This is a genomic window from Corynebacterium pyruviciproducens ATCC BAA-1742, assembly GCF_000411375.1.
In the GTDB taxonomy this organism is placed as follows: Bacteria; Actinomycetota; Actinomycetes; order Mycobacteriales; family Mycobacteriaceae; genus Corynebacterium; species Corynebacterium pyruviciproducens.
Genome location: NZ_KE150447.1, coordinates 37,495 through 55,119, shown reverse-complemented (window position 1 = coordinate 55,119; position 17,625 = coordinate 37,495). Strand labels below are relative to the sequence as shown.

The window sequence follows — 17,625 nt, the reverse complement described above, 5'->3', positions numbered from 1 at the left end:
CGTGGAAAATTGGAATCTTTGGGTCTAAGGTTATGATTCATGCGACCTGAACTTTCCGCATATGAGCATTTTTCTGCAGGTAAAGTGCGAGAAATCTACGAGGTGGATGACTCGACACTGCTGCTTGTGACGAGCGACCGTATTTCCGCTTTCGATTACATTTTGGATTCGGAGATTCCCGATAAGGGTCGCGTGCTCACCGCGATGAGTAATTTCTTCTTTGAGAATCTTGAGTTCCCCAACCACCTGGCGGGTCCGATTGATGATGAGCGGATCCCTGAGGAGGTGTTGGGCCGCGCGATGGTGTGCAACAAGCTGAATATGTTGCCGTTCGAGTGTGTGGCTAGGGGGTACCTCACTGGTTCCGCCCTCGCTGAGTACGAACGGTCGGGTTCGGTGTGCGGTATTTCGCTTCCCGACGGTTTGAAGGAGGCCTCGCGCCTGCCGGAGCCGATTTTCACGCCGGCCACGAAGGCCGACTACGGTGACCATGACGAGAACGTCTCGTTTGAGGTGGTCGTCGAAAAGCTGGGTGAAAAGCTGGCCACGCAGCTCCGCGACGCAACCCTCGACCTGTACACCCAGGGCGCCGAGATCGCCATCGCCAAGGGTGTCATCGTTGCGGACACGAAGTTCGAGTTCGGTCTCGACGCGGACGGCACGCTGACGCTTGCCGACGAGGTCCTCACCCCCGACTCCTCCCGCTACTGGGACGCCAACACCTACGTCGAGGGCAAGGTCCAGCCCAGCTTTGACAAGCAGTACCTGCGCAACTGGCTCACGGGCCCCGACTCCGGCTGGAACCGCGCCTCCGGCGACACCCCGCCGAGCCTGCCCGGCTCCATCGTCGAGGCGACCCGCGAGCGCTACATCGAAGCCTACGAGCGCATCACCGGAGCCAAGTTCAAGGATTGGATCGGCCACTGCGCCTAGTAACCCCCACGGCCACGAGACACCTCGTGGCCTTTTTCATGCCCAAAACGCCACGTCACAGGGGATAAAAACGGTTCTGCCCCGCCACCTGTGCAGATTTCAAAATTTCCGCGAACCCGCACGTCACCAAGCACTTCTGCCCGGTGTAGAGTGAGGGACCATGATTGCGCCACTAGCCAAGAAGATCCCCACCGTCCGCTCCTTCCACGGCCACGATTTTGTGGATGACTACGAGTGGATGCGCGATAAGGATGCGGCGATGGAGTTTCTTACCGCCTCCAACACCCACGCGGAGGAAAGCATGGCTCACCTGGGCACTTTGTCAAAAAACTTGTACGATGAGGTGCTCAGCCGGATCCATGAGACGCATATGTCGTTGCCAAGTAGGGCGCGGGGCTATTGGTACTTTTCCCGCATCGAGAAGGGGCAGAACTACGGCAGAATGTGCCGCGTCACCGCAGGTGATGAGTGGATTCCTCCTCGTGTGAGGAGGGAGGAGGAGCTGCCCGGCGAGGAGATCGTCTTCGATATGGAGAAGGCGTCGGAGGGCAAGGAGTTTTTTGCGCTGGGGGCGTTGGCTGTCACGGATTCGGGCCGTTACCTGGCGTATTCGTTGGATTCTCGGGGTGATGAGCGTTACACGTTGCGGATTCGGGATCTTGCGACGGGGGAGGATTTGCCGGATGTGGTGGATAATGTTTCGTCGGGGTGCACGTGGGTGGGGGAGGAGTACATCTTTTACGAGACGGTAGATGAGGCGTGGCGGCCGGATTCGGTGTGGCGTCATAAGGTGGGGACACCGCGCAGCGAGGATGTGCGGGTGTTCCATGAGCCGGATGAGAAGTTTTGGGTGGGATCGGGGCTCACGGTTTCTGATAAGTATGTGCTTATCGGTAGTTCGTCGAAGCTGACGAGTGAGTACTGGTATTTGCCTGCCGACGACCCGGAGGGTGAGTTCACCCTCATCCGCGCACGGGAGGGTGGGGTGGACTACGACCTCACCCATGGGGTGGTGGACGGGGTGGACCAGTGGGTGGTCACGCACAATGCGGTGAGCCCGAATTATTCGGCGTGCGTGTCGCCCGTCGGCAAGCCTGTGGAGCTGACGGAGAACCTGGTCAAGCACAGTGACGACGCGAGGATCACTAGTGTGGCGGCCTACCGTGACTTCCTCCTGTTGGGGAGGATGGAACGTGGGCTGGGCAAGAGCTACCTCAAGCGTGGCGACGGTGACTTTGAGCTGGTGCAGATGGGGGACGACGAGCTGTCGTCGACAAGCATCTCGGGCGGCGGACTGTGGGAGGCCCCGGTGGTGCGGGCCTACTACACCACCTACACCAACACGCCCGCGATCTACGCGCTCGACGTGAAAACCGACGAAAAGACGCTGCTCAAGCAGGAAAAGGTGCTAGGGGGGTACGACCCTAGCCAGTACGAGGCACACCGGCTGTGGGTGCCCACCCCCGACGGCAAAGAGATCCCCGTGTCCATCGTCCAGCGCCGCGACCTCGACACCTCCAGGCCGCAGCCGACGCACATGTACGGCTACGGCGCCTACGAGTCAAGCTCCGGGCCAGGCTTCAGTTCTGCACGGGTTTCCCTGCTAGACCGGGGAATCCGCTTCGTGGAGGTGCACGTGCGCGGCGGCGGCGAAATGGGCCGCTCCTGGTACGACGACGGCAAGGGCTTGACCAAGAAACACACGTTTGAGGATTTCATCACCGTGGCCGATTACCTCATCGCCCACGGCTACACCACCCCCGCGATGCTTGGAGCCTCCGGTGGCAGCGCTGGTGGCCTTCTCATGGGTGCGGTGGCGAACATGGGCGGCGACCGCTTCAAGGCGATTCGCGCCGATGTGCCCTTCGTCGACCCGCTCACCTCCATGCTCAAGCCGGACCTGCCGCTGACGGTGACGGAGTGGGACGAGTGGGGCGACCCGTTGCACGATCCTAAGGTGTACGAGTACATGGCGTCCTACGCGCCGTACGAGAACGTGGAGGCGAAGGCGTACCCCAACATTTTGGCCACCACGAGCCTGAACGATACCCGCGTGTTGTACGTGGAGCCCGCCAAGTGGATCGCAAAATTGAGAGAAACCGCCACGTCAGGGGAATTTCTTCTGCGTACGGAGATGGTCGCCGGCCACGGTGGCATCTCCGGCCGCTACGACGCTATTCGACGTTCCCGTGAGGACGCCGCCTGGCTCGTCAACCAAATCACAGGGCTAGAGCAGTAAAAAAGTTGCGCTGCGAAGTGCGTCCCCCGGTGCGATACTGAGGGGCGTGCCTGCAACGCTTCTCGTGTCTATTTCCTCCATCTTCACCGATACCCGCGTGCCCGCCGACCAGCTGATCCGCGAGCTGGAGGCGATGGGGGTTCCCGTCAGTCTCCTCATCGCGCCGCACATCGACGGCAACTGGCACCTGGCCAAGGATCGGGACACGAGGCGCTTTTTTGACAAGAAACTCGCAGCTGGCCACGCTTTTGTGTTGAACGGGTTCGACCAGCCGGTGCAGGGCCGCCGCGCGGAGTTCGCCACGTTGCCGGCTCATGAGGCGCGCCTGCGGCTGGCCGGCGCCACCAAGCAGATGCGCAAGTTGGGCTTCACCACAACGGCGTTCGGCCCGCCCCGCTGGCGCTTGTCGGAGGGCACGCTGGAGGTGCTGCCGGAGTTTGGCTTCACCCGGGCGATGTCCACGTGGGGGATCCACATTTTTGACACAGACTCGCTGGTCCAGGCACGAAACCTCTCGGTGGGGGAGGGGTACGGCGCCTCCTCCTGGTGGCGCCTCGCCATCCGTCGCGCCGTGGAGCGCACGGCCCGCCGCGGCGGTGTGGTGCGGCTGAGCGTGTCGGCGCGGAATCTGGCGAAGCGGAAGGTCGCGCGGGACGTGGCCGCGATGGCGGAGGCGGCGCTAGAGTTGGGGGCACGTCCTGCCACCTACCTAGAGGAGTTCTGATGGTCCTGTTCCCCGAGTACCTGAGCCATGTTGTCATGGTCTATACCGATGATGAGTTTTCTGAGCTTATCGACGAGTTCACCCCCCGTGGTTTCTTCGCCGTCAAGGATACGGAGGGCTCCTATACCGAGCTTCTCGACGGCTTTCCCTGCGCAGTTTTGAACACGCAAGGCCAGCTCGCGGGGCGTTTCCGTGATATCGATGACGCTGCCGATGCCATCGACCCGTTGCTGCCCCTGTAAGAAACATCACACTGAACTTACCGGTTATGACCTCCGATTGTGGCTAGCCTGGGTAGGTGAGCGTGGCGCGCCCACCAGGGGGTTGCCACTCCTCTTTCACTCGGATCGTTTGGCACGTACCTGCCAATGAAAGTAAAGGAAACAATAAGGTCATGGCTGAAGTTCGCTTCGTGAATGCGACACGTGTCTACCCCGGCGCCACCACGCCGTCGGTGGACAGCATCAATCTCGATATTGCCGACGGGGAGTTCCTCGTTCTCGTGGGTCCGTCGGGCTGCGGCAAGTCGACAACCCTGCGCATGCTCGCGGGCCTGGAGGATGTGAGCTCCGGGCAGATTTTCATCGGGGACCGCGACGTGACCACGGTGCCGCCGAAGGATCGCGATATTGCGATGGTGTTCCAGAACTACGCCCTGTACCCGCACATGACGGTGCGTGAAAACATGGGTTTCGCGTTGAAGATTGCTGGCCTGGATAAGGACAAGATCAACGAGCGCGTGGAGGAGGCGGCGCGGACCCTCGATCTGACGGAGTTCCTCGACCGCAAGCCGAAGGCGCTGTCGGGCGGTCAGCGTCAGCGTGTGGCGATGGGGCGTGCGATTGTGCGCAAGCCGCAGGTGTTCTTGATGGACGAGCCGCTGAGTAACTTGGATGCGAAGCTGCGTGTGCAGACGCGTACGCAGATCGCGTCGTTGCAGCGCGAGTTGGGGGTCACCACCTTGTACGTGACGCACGATCAGACGGAGGCCCTCACCATGGGCGACCGCATCGCCGTGCTGAACAAGGGCGTGCTGCAGCAGGTGGGTACGCCTCGCGACCTGTACGAGCACCCGCAGAATGAGTTCGTAGCCGGGTTTATTGGTTCGCCGGCGATGAATCTGGGCACATTCACTGTCGACGGTTCGGTGGCGTCGTTGGGTGAGGCTCGTGTGAACCTGCCGGAGAACGTCGTCAAGCAACTGGACAGCCGGGAGGTAGTGCTCGGGTTCCGTCCGGAAGCCCTCGAGGTGGATCCGAACGGGGCTATTCCTCTCAAGGTGGAGTTTGTGGAGGAGCTCGGCAGCGATTCCTACCTGTACGGTCAGCTCGTCGGTGGCGGGAACCTGTCCAGTGGGACGGAGACGAACCCGGACGCCGATACGTCCAACAACATTGTGGTGCGCACGGCCCCGCATGCGGCACCGCGCCCGGGTGAGACGGTGCGACTTTCTATCAAGAATGGCATGTTGCACGCCTTTTCTGCTTCGTCGGGGGAGAGGATCGGCGACTAGCCGCCATGCCGGAGAAAATGGAAATCTCCGGCACTGCCCTGGCCCCCGCGCTGCTGCAGTTGCCGTGGGAGCTGCCGTTGGACGAGTGGCCGGAGAACGTGCTCACTGCGCTGCCGCGCGGGATTAGTAGGCACACGGTGCGGTTTGTGTCGATTCCCGATGGTTCGTCGACGCGGGTGATCGCGGTGAAGGAGATCGGCGAGCGGGTTGCTCACCACGAATACCAGATGTTGCGGGAGCTGAATCGGCTTGGTGCACCGTCGGTGACACCGCTGGCGGTGATCACGGGGCGCAGGGATCGGCAGGGGGAGGAGTTGACGGCGTGTCTGGTCACCTCCCACCTACCGTTTTCGCTGCCTTACCGGGCGGTTTTCTCGCAAAAGTTGCGTCCGGAGGTGGCGGGCAAGCTCATTGATTCGTTGGCGGTGCTGCTGGTGCGGCTGCACCTGCTGGGCTTCTTCTGGGGCGACGTGAGCCTGTCTAACACACTGTTTCGCAGGGATGCGGACGCGTTTAGCGGTTACCTGGTGGACGCCGAGACGGGTGAACTGGCGGCCACGTTGTCGGAGACGCGGCGGATGTATGACGTGGACGTGGCGCGGGTGAACATCATCGGCGAGCTCATGGATCTGGAGGCCGGCGGCCTCATGGATGAGTCGATGGATCCGATCGCCATCGGCAGCGCGATTACGCAGCGGTATGGGCAGTTGTGGGAGGAGTTGACGGGCGAGGAGGCGATCGCCGCGGATGAGACGTGGCGGGTGAGCGACCGCATTCGCCGGCTCAACAAGCTGGGGTTCGACGTCGGGGAGCTGAAGGTGGTCAAGGACGAGGCGGGCGAGACGGTGACGATCCGCCCCCAGGTGGTTGATTCCGGTCACCACAACCGGCTGCTCATGCGCCTGACTGGGCTCGACGTGCAGGAGAAGCAGGCCCGACGGATGCTCAATTCGATGCACACGTTCCAGGCCCTCCGGTTCCCCGATCTCCCGCTCGAGCAGGTGGCTCACAAGTGGCTTCTCGACGTCTTTCTCCCGACCGTTCGTTCGGTTCCTCCCGCGTTAGCTCGCAAGCTGGAGCCGGCACAGATCTTCCACGAGATATTGGAGCACCGGTGGTACATGACGGAGGAACGGGAAGGGGACGTGTCGCTGGAGGAGGCGACCCAGTCATACATCAAATCCATCCTGCCGTCCCACCGGGATGAAGAAACCCTCCTGGAGTAGCCCCCCGAAAGGGGGACTGTTACGTAGGTAACAAAATGTCCACGGGTATGGCGTAATTCCCACGTGCAGCTATGTGTGAGGCCTACATAGTTACTCTCTAAACGTAAGATGTTTAACATTTTTCAAGCGGTAGGACTGTACACTGGCTATGACATTAGGTTGATATAACCGGTAGCCAATCGCATGAAAGGTTAGAACGTGAAAAAGCTGACACGTTTCGCCGCAGTGGTGTCCGCTGCGGCCATCGCCACCGCAGGACTAGTCGGTTGCTCCGATTCCGGAAGCAACGCAGACGGCCCCTCCGTTTACTTCCTTAACTTTAAGCCGGAGCAGGATACCGCCTACCAAGAGATTGCCAAGAAGTACACCGAGGAAACCGGTGTGAACGTCAAGGTCGTCACCGCCGCCTCCGGCTCGTACGAGCAGACCCTTAAATCTGAGGTAGGCAAAAAGGATGCCCCCACGCTGTTCCAGGTCAATGGGCCTGCAGGTCAGCTGACCTGGGAATCCTACATGGCGGATCTCAGCGACACAGAGTTTGCCAAGCAGCTCAATGAGGACACCCCGCCGCTGAAGAATGCTGATGGCAAGATCGTGGCCGTACCGATTGCTGTGGAAGGCTACGGCATCATTGTCAACGAGGAGATCTTTGACAAGTACTTCGCTCTCCCTGATTCCAAGGCGAAGTCCCTGGATGAGATCACAAGCTTTGACAAGCTGAAGGAAGTCTCCGACGATATGCAGGCGCGCAAGGGTGAGCTCGGCATCGACGGCGCCTTTGCCGCCGCATCGCTGGCATCCGGCGAAGAGTGGCGTTACCAAACCCACCTGTTGAACCCGGCGATGGACCAGGAGTACAACGACGCGGGTGTCACTGACATGGATGAGATGCAGTTCACCTACAACAAGGAGTTCAAGAACCTCTTTGACCTGTACCTCGAGGATTCCACCGTCGCCCCGTCGCTCACCCCGTCCAAGGCAGTCTCCGATTCCATGGCAGACTTCGCACTGGGTAAGGCCGCCATGGTGCAAAACGGCAACTGGGCTTGGAGCCAGATCTCCGATGTCGACGGCAACGTGGTGAAGGAAGACAAGATCAAGTTCATCCCAATGTACATGGGGCTTCCTGACGAATCAAGCCGCGGCATCTCCGTGGGAACGGAAAACTACCTCGCCGTCAACTCCAAGGCCAGCGAGGAGGATCAGAGGGCCTCCATCGACTTTGCCAACTGGCTCTACACCGGCGCGGGCATGCAGTACGTGGTCAATGACCTCGGTCTGATTTCTCCGTTCGAAGGATTTAAGGATCTTGGCACTCCCGAGGACCCGCTGGGCAAGCAGGTGGCTGAGTACATGCAGGATTCCTCGCTGAAGACGTACCCATGGACGTTCCAGTACATGCCGTCCCAGCAGTTCAAGGACGACTTTGGCGCCGATCTCGCCCAGTATGCCTCCGGCAACCTGGAGTGGGATGAAGTGGTTACGGCCTTCAAGGAAAACTGGGCGGCTGAAAAAGCCGCGAACTGGAAAAAGTAAATAGAACGTGATGTCCCCGGCCTCGGCCGGGGACGTTCATTGTAGGAGATAACTCATGCAGTCCAGCCTGAAAAAATATTTCCCCATATTCGTCCTCCCCACGTTGCTAGCGTTTCTCATCGCATTCCTGGTGCCTTTTGTCATCGGTTTTTTCTTGTCTTTCGCAGACTTCACCACGATTACGGACGCCTCATTTGTGGGACTCGATAATTACAAGCAGGCCTTTACCCAGCGCGAAGGTTTCATAGATTCGTTTGTGTTCACCACGCTCGTGGTCATAGTTTCTATCGTGACGGTCAACCTTTTTGCGTTCGCCATCGCCTGGACCCTCACCCGCAAGCTTAAAGGCACAAACTTCTTCCGCACCGTGTTCTTTATGCCTAACCTCATCGGTGGCATCGTGCTCGGGTACACGTGGCAATCCATGATAAACGCGGTTTTGGCAAAGTACGGAACCACGATCGTCGCGGATTGGAAGTACGGCTACCTGGGACTCATCGTGCTTATCAACTGGCAGTTGGTGGGGTACATGATGATCATTTACATAGCTGGGCTGCAAAACGTCCCACCGGAACTCATCGAGGCAGCGGAGATCGACGGTGCCGGTCGCGGGGAGATCCTGCGACACGTGACCATCCCCATGGTCATGCCGTCCATCACCATCTGCTTGTTCCTCACGCTCAGCAACACGTTTAAACTATTCGATCAAAACTTAGCGCTCACCAACGGTGCCCCGCGAAGCCAAACCGAGATGGTCGCCCTCAACATTGTGAATACGATGTTCAACCGTGTCGGAGTTGAGGGAGTAGGCCAGGCCAAGGCCGTTATCTTCGTGGTGGTCGTTGTGGTTATCGCCATGTTCCAGCTCCGCGCCACGCGCTCCAGGGAGGTTGAGGCATAAATGTCCACCAAAACCAAAACGTCGAAAAGCGAAGAAGCGCGGGTGGGCACCGGAACCAAGGTGACTCTCTACGTGGTGCTCGCCTTCCTCACCGTGGTGTTCCTCGGTCCCATCTTCTTCATCATCGTTAACTCGTTCAAAAACAAGCTCTCCATCGCCAACAATCCGTTTGCGCTCCCCACCGGTGAGCTGTGGGCAGGGGTGGAAAACTACGCCGTCGGACTCATGAAGGAAGGGTTCCTGTGGGCGATCCTGTGGTCGTTCGTCATCACCATCCTCTCCGTCGCGGCGATCGTCTTCTTCTCGGCCATGACCGCCTACTACATCACCCGCGTGAAAACGTGGTGGACCTCGGCGCTGTACTACCTGTTCGTGTTCAGCATGGTCATCCCCTTCCAGATGGTCATGTTCCCGACGGTGAAAATCGCCGACATGTTGAACCTCAACAACCCCATCGGCATCGTCGTCTTGTACCTGGGCTTCGGCTCCGGACTGTCAGTCTTCATGTTCGCCGGATTCGTCAAATCGATCCCCCTCGACATTGAGGAAGCCGCCGTCATCGACGGCTGCAGCCCCCTGCAGAACTACTTCCGTGTGGTCCTGCCTATGCTCAAGCCCACCGCCGTCACCGTCGCCATCCTCAACGCCATGTGGGTATGGAACGATTACCTCCTCCCGTACCTCGTCATCGGCTTGTCGACGAAATACAAGACCATCCCCGTGGTCGTCCAATCCTTCGTCGGCTCCAACGGCAACCGCGACATGGGCGCCATGATGGCCATGCTTGTCCTGGCAATCATCCCCATCGTCATCTTCTACGTCTCCACGCAGAAGTACATCATCGAAGGTGTTGCCGCCGGCGCGGTCAAGGGCTAGATGTTCAACCCCAATTCCAGGTTCTACGCCGCCTTTTCTTTGGCGGCGGACCTGGTCATCGTCAATTTCTGCATGATCGTTGCGGCCCTGCCCATCATCACCGCCGATGCCTCCATCCGCGCCGGTGCCCACGTCGCTGCGCAGCTCGCGCGCGACGAGGGGTCCAAGCCGGCGATCACATTCGCCAAGCACGTGCGCAACCACCCCCTCCCCACCCGCTACTTTGTGGGTCTGACCTGCCTATCTGTTCTAGGAATCTACGAGCTTATCGTCATCCGAAGGGCAGAGGGGGCCGTGATCGGCTCCACGCTGGCGTTTATTTTGGAGGCGGGACTGTTGTCTGGTCTCATCGTTCTGGCAGGCATCACCGTGTGGTTCTACCCCGAGTGCAACCTAACAGAGGCGGCCTATAATGCGCTCGTACACCTGCCGCGCACGCTTCTCGGTGTGGTGATCCTTCTCGCTTTCCCTGCGGCGGTGATTTTCACGCCCGTGGGGATTGGGGCGGCGGTGACGTACGTGGTCCTCTTCGGCTTCTCGTTGCCGTGGTACCTCATAGCGTTGGTTGTAAAAAAGCGTTAAAAAAGCGGTGACCAAGCGCTGGTCACCGCTAATTTCTGTGTTTATGCTAGCTCGTTGGAGGCCTTGATAAAGGCGTTGAGCTTCTCGGTGGCCTTACCGGAATCGATGAGCTCGGCGGCAAGGGCGACGCCGTCGGCAAGCGTGGCGGCCTTGTCACCGGTGAACAGTGCGGCGCCGCCGTTGAGGAGGACGGCGGTGCGGTGCGGGCCCCGGTCCTTACCGGCCAGAACATCGCGGGTGATCTCGGCGTTCTCGTCGGGATCGCTGCCCACGAGGTCCTCCTTCTTGCAGCGCTCCAGCCCGAAGTCCTCGGGCTTGATCACGGACGTGCGGAAGTAACCGTCGCGAATCTCGCAGATGGTGGACGGCGCCGAGGCGGAAATCTCGTCCATAACATCCTGGCCGAACACGACGAGCCCGCGGCGCACCCCCTGGTGGGAGAGAACTTTGGCCAGCGGCTCGACGAGGTATTCGGAGTACACGCCGAGGACGAAACGCTCCGGCTTCGCGGGGCTCGTGAGTGGCCCGAGGATGTTAAAAACTGTGCGGAAGCCCAGCTCCTTGCGCAATTGTGCCACGTGCTTCATGGACTGGTGGTACTGCTGCGCGTAGAGGAATGCAATCCCCACCTCTTTGAGGAGCTTGCGCACGAGCTCCGGGTCCTGGTGGATGTTGACGCCCAGCGCCTGCAGCACGTCGGAGGCACCGGACTTGCTGGTGGCGGCCGCGTTGCCGTGCTTACACACGACGACTCCGCCGGCGGCGGCGACCATCGCGGAGGTGGTGGAGATGTTGAACGTGTGGGCGTTGTCGCCGCCGGTGCCGACGATCTCAAGTACCTCGATGCCGGGGTGGTCTACCTGGGTGGCGTGGGCGCGCATGGCTTCGGCGGAGCCCATGATCTCGTCGATGGTCTCCGCGTTGGAGGACTTGGTCGACAGCGCAGCAAGGTAGGCGGCGTTTTGAGTGGGGGTGGACTGCCCGCTCATGATCTCGTCCATGACGGCGTAGGCCTCGTCGTAGGAGAGGTCTTCTTTGATTACCAGTTTTTTCAATGCTTCGCTGATCACGGGGGACTTCTTTCTTGTAGAAAATTTGGTGTCCCTCATTGTACGGTCGCCCACCCCGCAATTACGGTCATGCGGGGGGTGGAGCGGGGGTGAAATGTAGAACGGGTGTTCTACTTCCGGGCGGCGAGTGCGGATCGTAGGAACTTCTTCGTGTCCTCCAACACCTCAGAAATTGGGCGTTCCCCCACGTACATCTGCCTTCTCTCCTCGTAGTAGTCGGTGGCGAGCGAATACTGCAGCGAGATGAACTGGTTATCCAGCAGCAGCGCGAGCGACGTGGCCCAAATATCGTCGCGCACCTCCCCAGCCGCCTGCCCCCTCTTGAGCACGTCGACGTACCGTTCTAGAGTGTACCGCTCCAGCTCAGCGGCTGTTTCCTTGGCAAAGGTCCGGTCCCCCGGCGCGGTCATCGCCTGGTACATCTGGACGGTTTCCCGCTCGGTTACGCACGTTTTCCCGATGAGGTCCACTAGCTTGTCGACGATCTCCAGCACCGGCTCGTCCGATTCGAGAATCGTCGCCGTCTTCGCTTCGATGATCTCCGCGCCGCGCCTCGCCACGAAGAGGAAAATGTCCGCTTTCGTGGGAAAGTACTTAAAAAGCGCCCCCACGGAGATCCCCGCTTCCCGCGCGATCCGGTTGGTGTTCGCCTGCTCGTAGCCGTGCCGCGCGAACTCCCGCGTCGCCGCCTCGGTGATTCTCTCCCTCTTTTCCCTGGCCAGGTTGCTAAACCGGGTGGTGACTGTCGGGGTGGACATGGCTCTCCTTGGAGGTTGACGCGGTGTCGCCGGGCGAGCGACCCGTGGTTGGTACACAGGAAACGTTAGCAGCCGGTGCGGGATTTCGGGCCGTTTTGGCCACCGTTCGACCAGGCCAGGTTGCATTTGTGTGTCAAGGGGTCGGTAGTTTGCTGTGGAGTTGCTAGAAACGCCGGTTTCGTCTTGTTCCCCACTTTCCGATGGGAATATATTGTTTCCATGCTTGAGTCCGTGGAGCTGACCGGCACCCTCCAGTCGGTCGCCTTTTGGGCTGCGCTCCTGTCGCCTGCCCTCTACCTCCTTACCCGCCAGAAATGGCACCTGACCGCGGTGTTTGTTCTGATTTTCGGGTCGATCGCCGCGGCGGCCTACGCTGTCCACGCCCCGCTGTCCCTCGTCGTCGGCGGTGCGGTCCTCCTCCTGTTGTTGTCCGCTTGTCGACGCCCCGGGCACGCCCTCCTCGTCGCCGTCGCCCTCGTCGGTTCCCTCGGTATCATCAACACCCAGTTTCAGATGGTGCCCACCGTCGGCGCCATCACCAACCGCGTGGAGAAGGTCCCCTACGACAAGCTCGACTCGGTGACACCGGGCAAGAGCGTGCGTACCTCGGTCGTGCTCGGCCGGGGCCGACCCGCCGAGGTGTACCTCCCGCCGGCCTACTTCCAGGGCGCGACGCTGCCCGTCCTCGTCCTCATGCACGGCAACCCGGGCGCGCCCGCGATGTGGATGGAGGAGGGGCAGGCCCCGCAAATTTTCGACGAGTACCAGGACGCCCACGGAGGCGTCGCCCCCATCGTCGTCTCCGTCGACGCCACCGGCTCCTTCACCGGCAACCCCCTGTGCGTCGGCTGGGCCCACGACTACATTTCTGACGAACTTCCCCAGGCCATCAAGCAATTCTTCCGCGTAGATGAGGAGCAGAGCCACTGGGTCCTCGGCGGGCTGAGTTACGGCGGCACGTGTGCTCTGCAGATCGCCACCACCGCCACCGACTCGTACGGCGGCTACATCGACATGTCGGGGCAACGGGAACCGCTGGCGGGCACGAAACAGCAGACCGTGGACAAGTACTTCGACGGCGACGCCACCGCCTACGCGTCCAACAACCCCCTCGAACTCATGGGTGAGCCGGGGAGCTACCCGGGGGTGAAGGTGCGATTCGTCGTCGGCAAGCAAGACAAGGACTACCGCACCGGGATGGAGGAGCTGTACCGGGCGGCGAGGAGGGCCGGGATGGACGCGACCCTGACGGAGCTGCCCGGCGGCCACGATTACCGCGTGTGGCGCGAGGGGCTCATCCGCAACATCGACTTCATCACCCGGATCGGAGGAATCAACCATGACTAAGCTCCGTTTCCTCAGGGCCGCCAGCGGGCAGGCCCCTGTCACCTGGACGCTTGTGGCCCTGAGCTGGTTACTCTTCGCAATTTTTCGGCCCGGCGGGAACCTCCACCTGCTCAGCCTTGGCGACCCGGTCACGCCCCTGCAGGTGTTCTCCTCCGGGTTGACGTTCGTGTCGATCCCGTCGGGGGTGGTGTGTACGGCGCTGGCGTTGACGGGCGCCTCCTACACCGAGAAGAAACTGGGGTCTACCTGGTATGCGGCAATAATTTTGCTCATTCAGGCGGTGGGTGGGGCGTTTGGTGCCTTCATCGCCTGGGGGGTGGTGGATCCGTCGACGGCGTGGGGCGAGGGGCTCCACGGCCAGGAGGTGCTCACGCCACTGACGTGGATCCTCGGCGCGGCAGCGATGGGCTCGGCGCGGTTTGCAGTGCTGTGGCGCAGGCGCGTGCGCACGGTGCTCCTGGTGGGGGTTGTCACCGTCGTACTGTATTCGGGCACCCTGACGCAGTTATGTGTGGCCGTTTCTACGCTTGTGGGCTGTGGCCTGGGGATTGTCCTGTGGAATCGGCCGGTTTCGCTGCGCCCCCGCGCGGTGAGCGTGTCCGAGGGGCGGGTCCTCGTAGGTTTGACGGTGGCGGCCATCGGCCTGGGGCCCCTGTTCGCGGCGCTGAGCCCGTACTCGGTGGGGCTGCTGTCGGGGATCGCGCGGCTGACTCGCGTCGCCTGGTGGGATTCCTCGTGCGCGGAGGGAATCTGCCAGCCGGAGGAGGCGACGAACACGTTGGCGATGGCCATTCTTCCGGCGATCATCGTGGTCATCCTCGTTATCGGTCTCACCCGTGGGCGGCGGCTCGCCTGGTGGGGGAGCCTCGCGGCGTTCGCGGTCACCCTCCCCATCGTCGTGCTGGAAACCGACCTGTACCTGTCGGTGCCGGAGGGGGAGGCGTGGTTCTACGGGCTGAGCGTCACCTCCGTCGCCGTGCCGTGGCTGGTGGGGCTTGCCGTACTGGTGCTCACGGGGAGGCTGTTTACCGTCCGCGGCGGCGAGCTCCGGTTCGTCCAAGTCGCCGGTTTTGGAACCATCGCCGCTGCTCTCACCTGGTTTCTGCTTGGTGAGGGGTGGGGGTTCCTCCCCTTCGTCTACCTCCCGCCCATGATCCGCGAGATCGTCCTCGGCACCACCCCCTCGTGGCGGTTCCTTGTCTCGTCGACGCTGTTTTGGGTGCTGTTCGCCGTGGGCCTGTGGTGGGCGCTCCACACCCCGCCGCGGGTCGCTGGCCGGGAGTCGCGGGACCGGGCGGTCGCTTTCCTCGACGCCGGCTTGGGCGATCACCTGTCGCACATGACCCTGTGGCCTGGCAATGAGTACTTCTTCACCGAGGACGGTTACGTCGCCTACCAGGTTCACAACCTGGTTGCGGTCACCGTCGGCTCCCCGGTTTCCTCAACTCCCACACGGCTTGCCGACGCCTTCGAAGACCATTGCGCACGCCTCGGCCTCACCTGTGCCTGGTATTCGGTTCCCACGTCGTTTGCCGAGTCTCGCTCCGGCCAGCGCGTCCAGGTGGCGGAGGAATCCGTCATCGACGTCACCGACGTCTCCTTCAAAGGCAAGAAGTTCCAAGACGTCAGAACCGCCACAAACCGCGCGGTCAAGGAGCATATCCGCTCGGTATGGACGACGTGGGCTGCGCTTGACGCCGTCACCCGGGAGCGCATCCGCGCCCTCTCCGAGGAGTGGGTGGCGGAGAAGGCGCTGCCGGAGATGGGGTTCACCCTAGGTGGGCTTGAGTCGCTTGACGACGAGCGCGTCCGCCTCATGATCGCCGTCGACGAGTCCGGCCACGTCCACGGGGTGACGAGTTGGCTACCGGCCGCCGGCGGGTGGGTTTTGGACTTCATGCGCCGGGATAGGGAGGGTTTCCGCCCGGTAGTGGAGTTCCTCATCGCCGAGACCGCCAGGCGGGCGCACGAGGATGGGCTTACGTGGATTAGTTTGTCGGGGGCGCCGCTGGCGCATTCGACAAGCGGGGAGCCTACGGCGGTGGATAACCTTTTGTCACGGCTCGGGGAAATCCTGGAGCCGTGGTACGGATTTAGGTCGCTAGCTGCGTTTAAGAAAAAATTCCAGCCCTCCCACGAGGCGTGGTGGTTGTGCTACAAGGATGTCGGCGACCTGCCCACCATCGGGCTCGCGGTGAGTGCCTGCTACGTAGACGTGGTCGATGTGGCCAAGGGAGCGCTCCTGCGGAAATAGGGGCCTGTGGATAAATTTTCCGGAGAAAAACTTCCGGGAATGGGGGTTATCCACAGGTTTGGAAGGGGCCCCTCGCAACGGGGCGGAAATGGCCCTAGCCTGCCGGGCATGAAGATTTTTAAAAAAATTGCGCAGGCGCTTCAGGGCGTCGAATTCTTCCGTGAGGTGTGGCATGAACGCACCCTCCACCCGGATCTTGTCCGCGAGTGGTCGAGGCTGTACGGGTTTTCCGAGCCCGCCGTGGCCGAATGGGTGCACGCAGCCAAAAACTGGGGCCGCTATTCTGACAGGGAAGTGCTGGCCAAGGCGGAAAAGCTGTCGGTGGCGAAGCTGGTGCTCATCTCGAAGGCGATGAACAACGTGGCCAAGCCGGAGCGGGAGAAGCTGCGTGTGGCGCTCGTCGACATCGCCGATACCCTCACCTGGCAGGAGCTCAAGGCACGCGCCGGGATCATGGCCAAGGAGCTGCGGAAACCGAAAACCAATTCGACGGTGACAGTGTCGAAGGTCGCCGACGCGCAGGGGGTGAAACACGCGCACGTCCGGTTGAAGGAGGAGGCGATGGACGCGTTCGTCGACAAGCTAAAGAGGGTGAGCCCCGCACCACCGGGGGCCGATGAAGCAGCCGTGTTGGGGGCGGGACTGGAGAAACTCATCGCGGAGGGTTGCGGACCGGGGGAGAAGCGGGCGCTCGAGCCGGCGTTTATCACCGCACTGCCCGGCACCAGATACGTGGGGGACGGCAAGTACGCGACCACGGACGGACGGATCATCGACGGGGCCGACATCATCAAGGAACAGCTCTCCTCGCTCGGGTGGGTCGTGATCTACGACGGCACCAACCACATCGGCGACTGCTACCGGCTCGAAAACGAACGGTTCGCCTCAGACACGCTGCGCAAAGCCATCGACATTGACCAGATCTACTGCGCCCACCCCGGCTGCACACAGCCCGCCACCCACTTCGAATACCACCACACCATCGCCTACAAGGACGGCGGCAAAACCAACGCCCTCACCATCATCGGGCTGTGCGTCAACCACAACCGACAAAACGACGACGACCCGGGGCACGTAAAAAACGGGCGACACATCCGCGACGACCACGGCCGCGCCGGGTGGATCCCGCCCGAAGGAGGGCCGATCCTCTACAACCAGCTGCCAGCCACCGACTACAACGGGCACGCCATCGCCGCAAAAATACTCGCCGCCGAAGCCGCAGCCACAGCCGCGTAGCCACACGCGCCACCACGGTTGCGGGACCTACACTAAAACAATGACCACAACCGACCTCGCCGCCGCCCTCGAACCCGTCCGCGGCTACGCCACCGACCCCAAAAACACCGCCAAACCTGAGCGAAAAGTGCTGAAAGAGGCCGTAAAACGCTCGGTGGGGGAAGTCGGGGTGCGCGCCCCCGGCCACTCCGTCGAACTGCGCGTGCCACCCTACGCGGCGGTGCAATGCATTGAGGGGCCCCGCCACACCCGCGGCACACCACCCAACGTGGTGGAAATGAGCCCCGTGACGTGGCTGCGTGTGGCATTAGGGCTGGACACGTTCGACACGGCGTGCGCGAGGGGCGATATTTCCGTCAGTGGGAACCGGGCTGCCGAGGTAGGAAAGCATCTGCCGCTTGTTCCCTAGGTTAGCTTAACCTACGGTGAA

Annotated in this window: 16 protein-coding genes; 14 read left to right on the top strand and 2 right to left on the bottom strand. The window is 61.5% G+C overall.

Going from position 1 to position 17,625, the window contains the following annotated elements; all coding sequences use genetic code 11:
• Positions 1–39 precede the first annotated feature (39 nt).
• The 10 genes from HMPREF1219_RS06725 (at position 40) to HMPREF1219_RS06680 (ending at position 10,530) form a co-directional block, all read left to right on the top strand.
• Positions 40–933: a phosphoribosylaminoimidazolesuccinocarboxamide synthase gene (locus HMPREF1219_RS06725; RefSeq protein ID WP_016458138.1), complete on the top strand. Its 894-nt coding sequence runs from the start codon at positions 40–42 to the stop codon at positions 931–933.
• A 160-nt stretch (positions 934–1,093) separates the two neighbouring features.
• Positions 1,094–3,172: a S9 family peptidase gene (locus HMPREF1219_RS06720; RefSeq protein ID WP_016458137.1), complete on the top strand. Its 2,079-nt coding sequence runs from the start codon at positions 1,094–1,096 to the stop codon at positions 3,170–3,172.
• Between the two features lie 46 nt (positions 3,173–3,218).
• Positions 3,219–3,896 carry a DUF2334 domain-containing protein gene (locus HMPREF1219_RS06715; protein WP_016458136.1) on the top strand — a complete coding sequence of 226 codons (678 nt, stop codon included), beginning with the start codon at positions 3,219–3,221 and terminating at the stop codon, positions 3,894–3,896.
• Positions 3,896–4,138 (top strand): hypothetical protein, encoded by a 243-nt coding sequence (locus tag HMPREF1219_RS06710; protein WP_016458135.1) that lies wholly within the window; start codon positions 3,896–3,898, stop codon positions 4,136–4,138. Before HMPREF1219_RS06715 ends, HMPREF1219_RS06710 begins: the two co-directional genes overlap by 1 nt.
• Positions 4,139–4,290: 152 nt before the next feature.
• Complete coding sequence (locus HMPREF1219_RS06705; RefSeq protein ID WP_016458134.1) at positions 4,291–5,409, top strand: ABC transporter ATP-binding protein; 1,119 nt, start codon at positions 4,291–4,293, stop codon at positions 5,407–5,409.
• Between the two features lie 5 nt (positions 5,410–5,414).
• On the top strand, positions 5,415–6,635 hold the full coding sequence (locus HMPREF1219_RS06700) for a DUF4032 domain-containing protein (protein WP_016458133.1): 1,221 nt from the start codon (positions 5,415–5,417) through the stop codon (positions 6,633–6,635).
• 198 nt (positions 6,636–6,833) lie between these two features.
• The gene (locus HMPREF1219_RS06695) at positions 6,834–8,171 is read left to right on the top strand and encodes an ABC transporter substrate-binding protein (RefSeq protein WP_016458132.1); all 1,338 of its coding nucleotides are present in this window, start codon (positions 6,834–6,836) and stop codon (positions 8,169–8,171) included.
• A 55-nt stretch (positions 8,172–8,226) separates the two neighbouring features.
• Positions 8,227–9,072, top strand: a complete 846-nt coding sequence (locus HMPREF1219_RS06690) for a carbohydrate ABC transporter permease (RefSeq protein WP_016458131.1) — start codon at positions 8,227–8,229, stop codon at positions 9,070–9,072.
• On the top strand, positions 9,073–9,948 hold the full coding sequence (locus HMPREF1219_RS06685; RefSeq protein WP_016458130.1) for a carbohydrate ABC transporter permease: 876 nt from the start codon (positions 9,073–9,075) through the stop codon (positions 9,946–9,948). It abuts the gene before it with no gap.
• A complete protein-coding gene (locus HMPREF1219_RS06680; RefSeq protein ID WP_016458129.1) occupies positions 9,949–10,530 on the top strand; it encodes a MusI family membrane protein in 582 nt (193 codons plus the stop codon).
• A 41-nt stretch (positions 10,531–10,571) separates the two neighbouring features.
• Here the strand turns inward: HMPREF1219_RS06680 and trpD are convergent, their stop codons facing one another.
• On the bottom strand, positions 10,572–11,600 hold the full coding sequence (gene trpD, locus HMPREF1219_RS06675) for an anthranilate phosphoribosyltransferase (protein ID WP_040427402.1): 1,029 nt from the start codon (positions 11,598–11,600) through the stop codon (positions 10,572–10,574).
• 110 nt (positions 11,601–11,710) lie between these two features.
• Positions 11,711–12,358, bottom strand: coding sequence for a TetR/AcrR family transcriptional regulator (locus HMPREF1219_RS06670; RefSeq protein ID WP_016458127.1), 648 nt, complete (start codon positions 12,356–12,358; stop codon positions 11,711–11,713).
• Between the two features lie 219 nt (positions 12,359–12,577).
• On the opposite strand from HMPREF1219_RS06670, the gene HMPREF1219_RS06665 reads away from it, so the two are divergent.
• The 4 genes from HMPREF1219_RS06665 (at position 12,578) to HMPREF1219_RS06650 (ending at position 17,604) form a co-directional block, all read left to right on the top strand.
• Positions 12,578–13,705: an alpha/beta hydrolase gene (locus HMPREF1219_RS06665; RefSeq protein ID WP_016458126.1), complete on the top strand. Its 1,128-nt coding sequence runs from the start codon at positions 12,578–12,580 to the stop codon at positions 13,703–13,705.
• Positions 13,698–15,959 (top strand): bifunctional lysylphosphatidylglycerol flippase/synthetase MprF, encoded by a 2,262-nt coding sequence (locus HMPREF1219_RS06660; protein WP_016458125.1) that lies wholly within the window; start codon positions 13,698–13,700, stop codon positions 15,957–15,959. Before HMPREF1219_RS06665 ends, HMPREF1219_RS06660 begins: the two co-directional genes overlap by 8 nt.
• 108 nt (positions 15,960–16,067) lie before the next feature.
• Complete coding sequence (locus HMPREF1219_RS06655) at positions 16,068–17,195, top strand: HNH endonuclease signature motif containing protein (protein WP_051120520.1); 1,128 nt, start codon at positions 16,068–16,070, stop codon at positions 17,193–17,195.
• A 40-nt stretch (positions 17,196–17,235) separates the two neighbouring features.
• Positions 17,236–17,604 carry a sterol carrier family protein gene (locus HMPREF1219_RS06650; protein WP_016458123.1) on the top strand — a complete coding sequence of 123 codons (369 nt, stop codon included), beginning with the start codon at positions 17,236–17,238 and terminating at the stop codon, positions 17,602–17,604.
• The last annotated feature ends 21 nt before the right edge of the window (positions 17,605–17,625 follow it).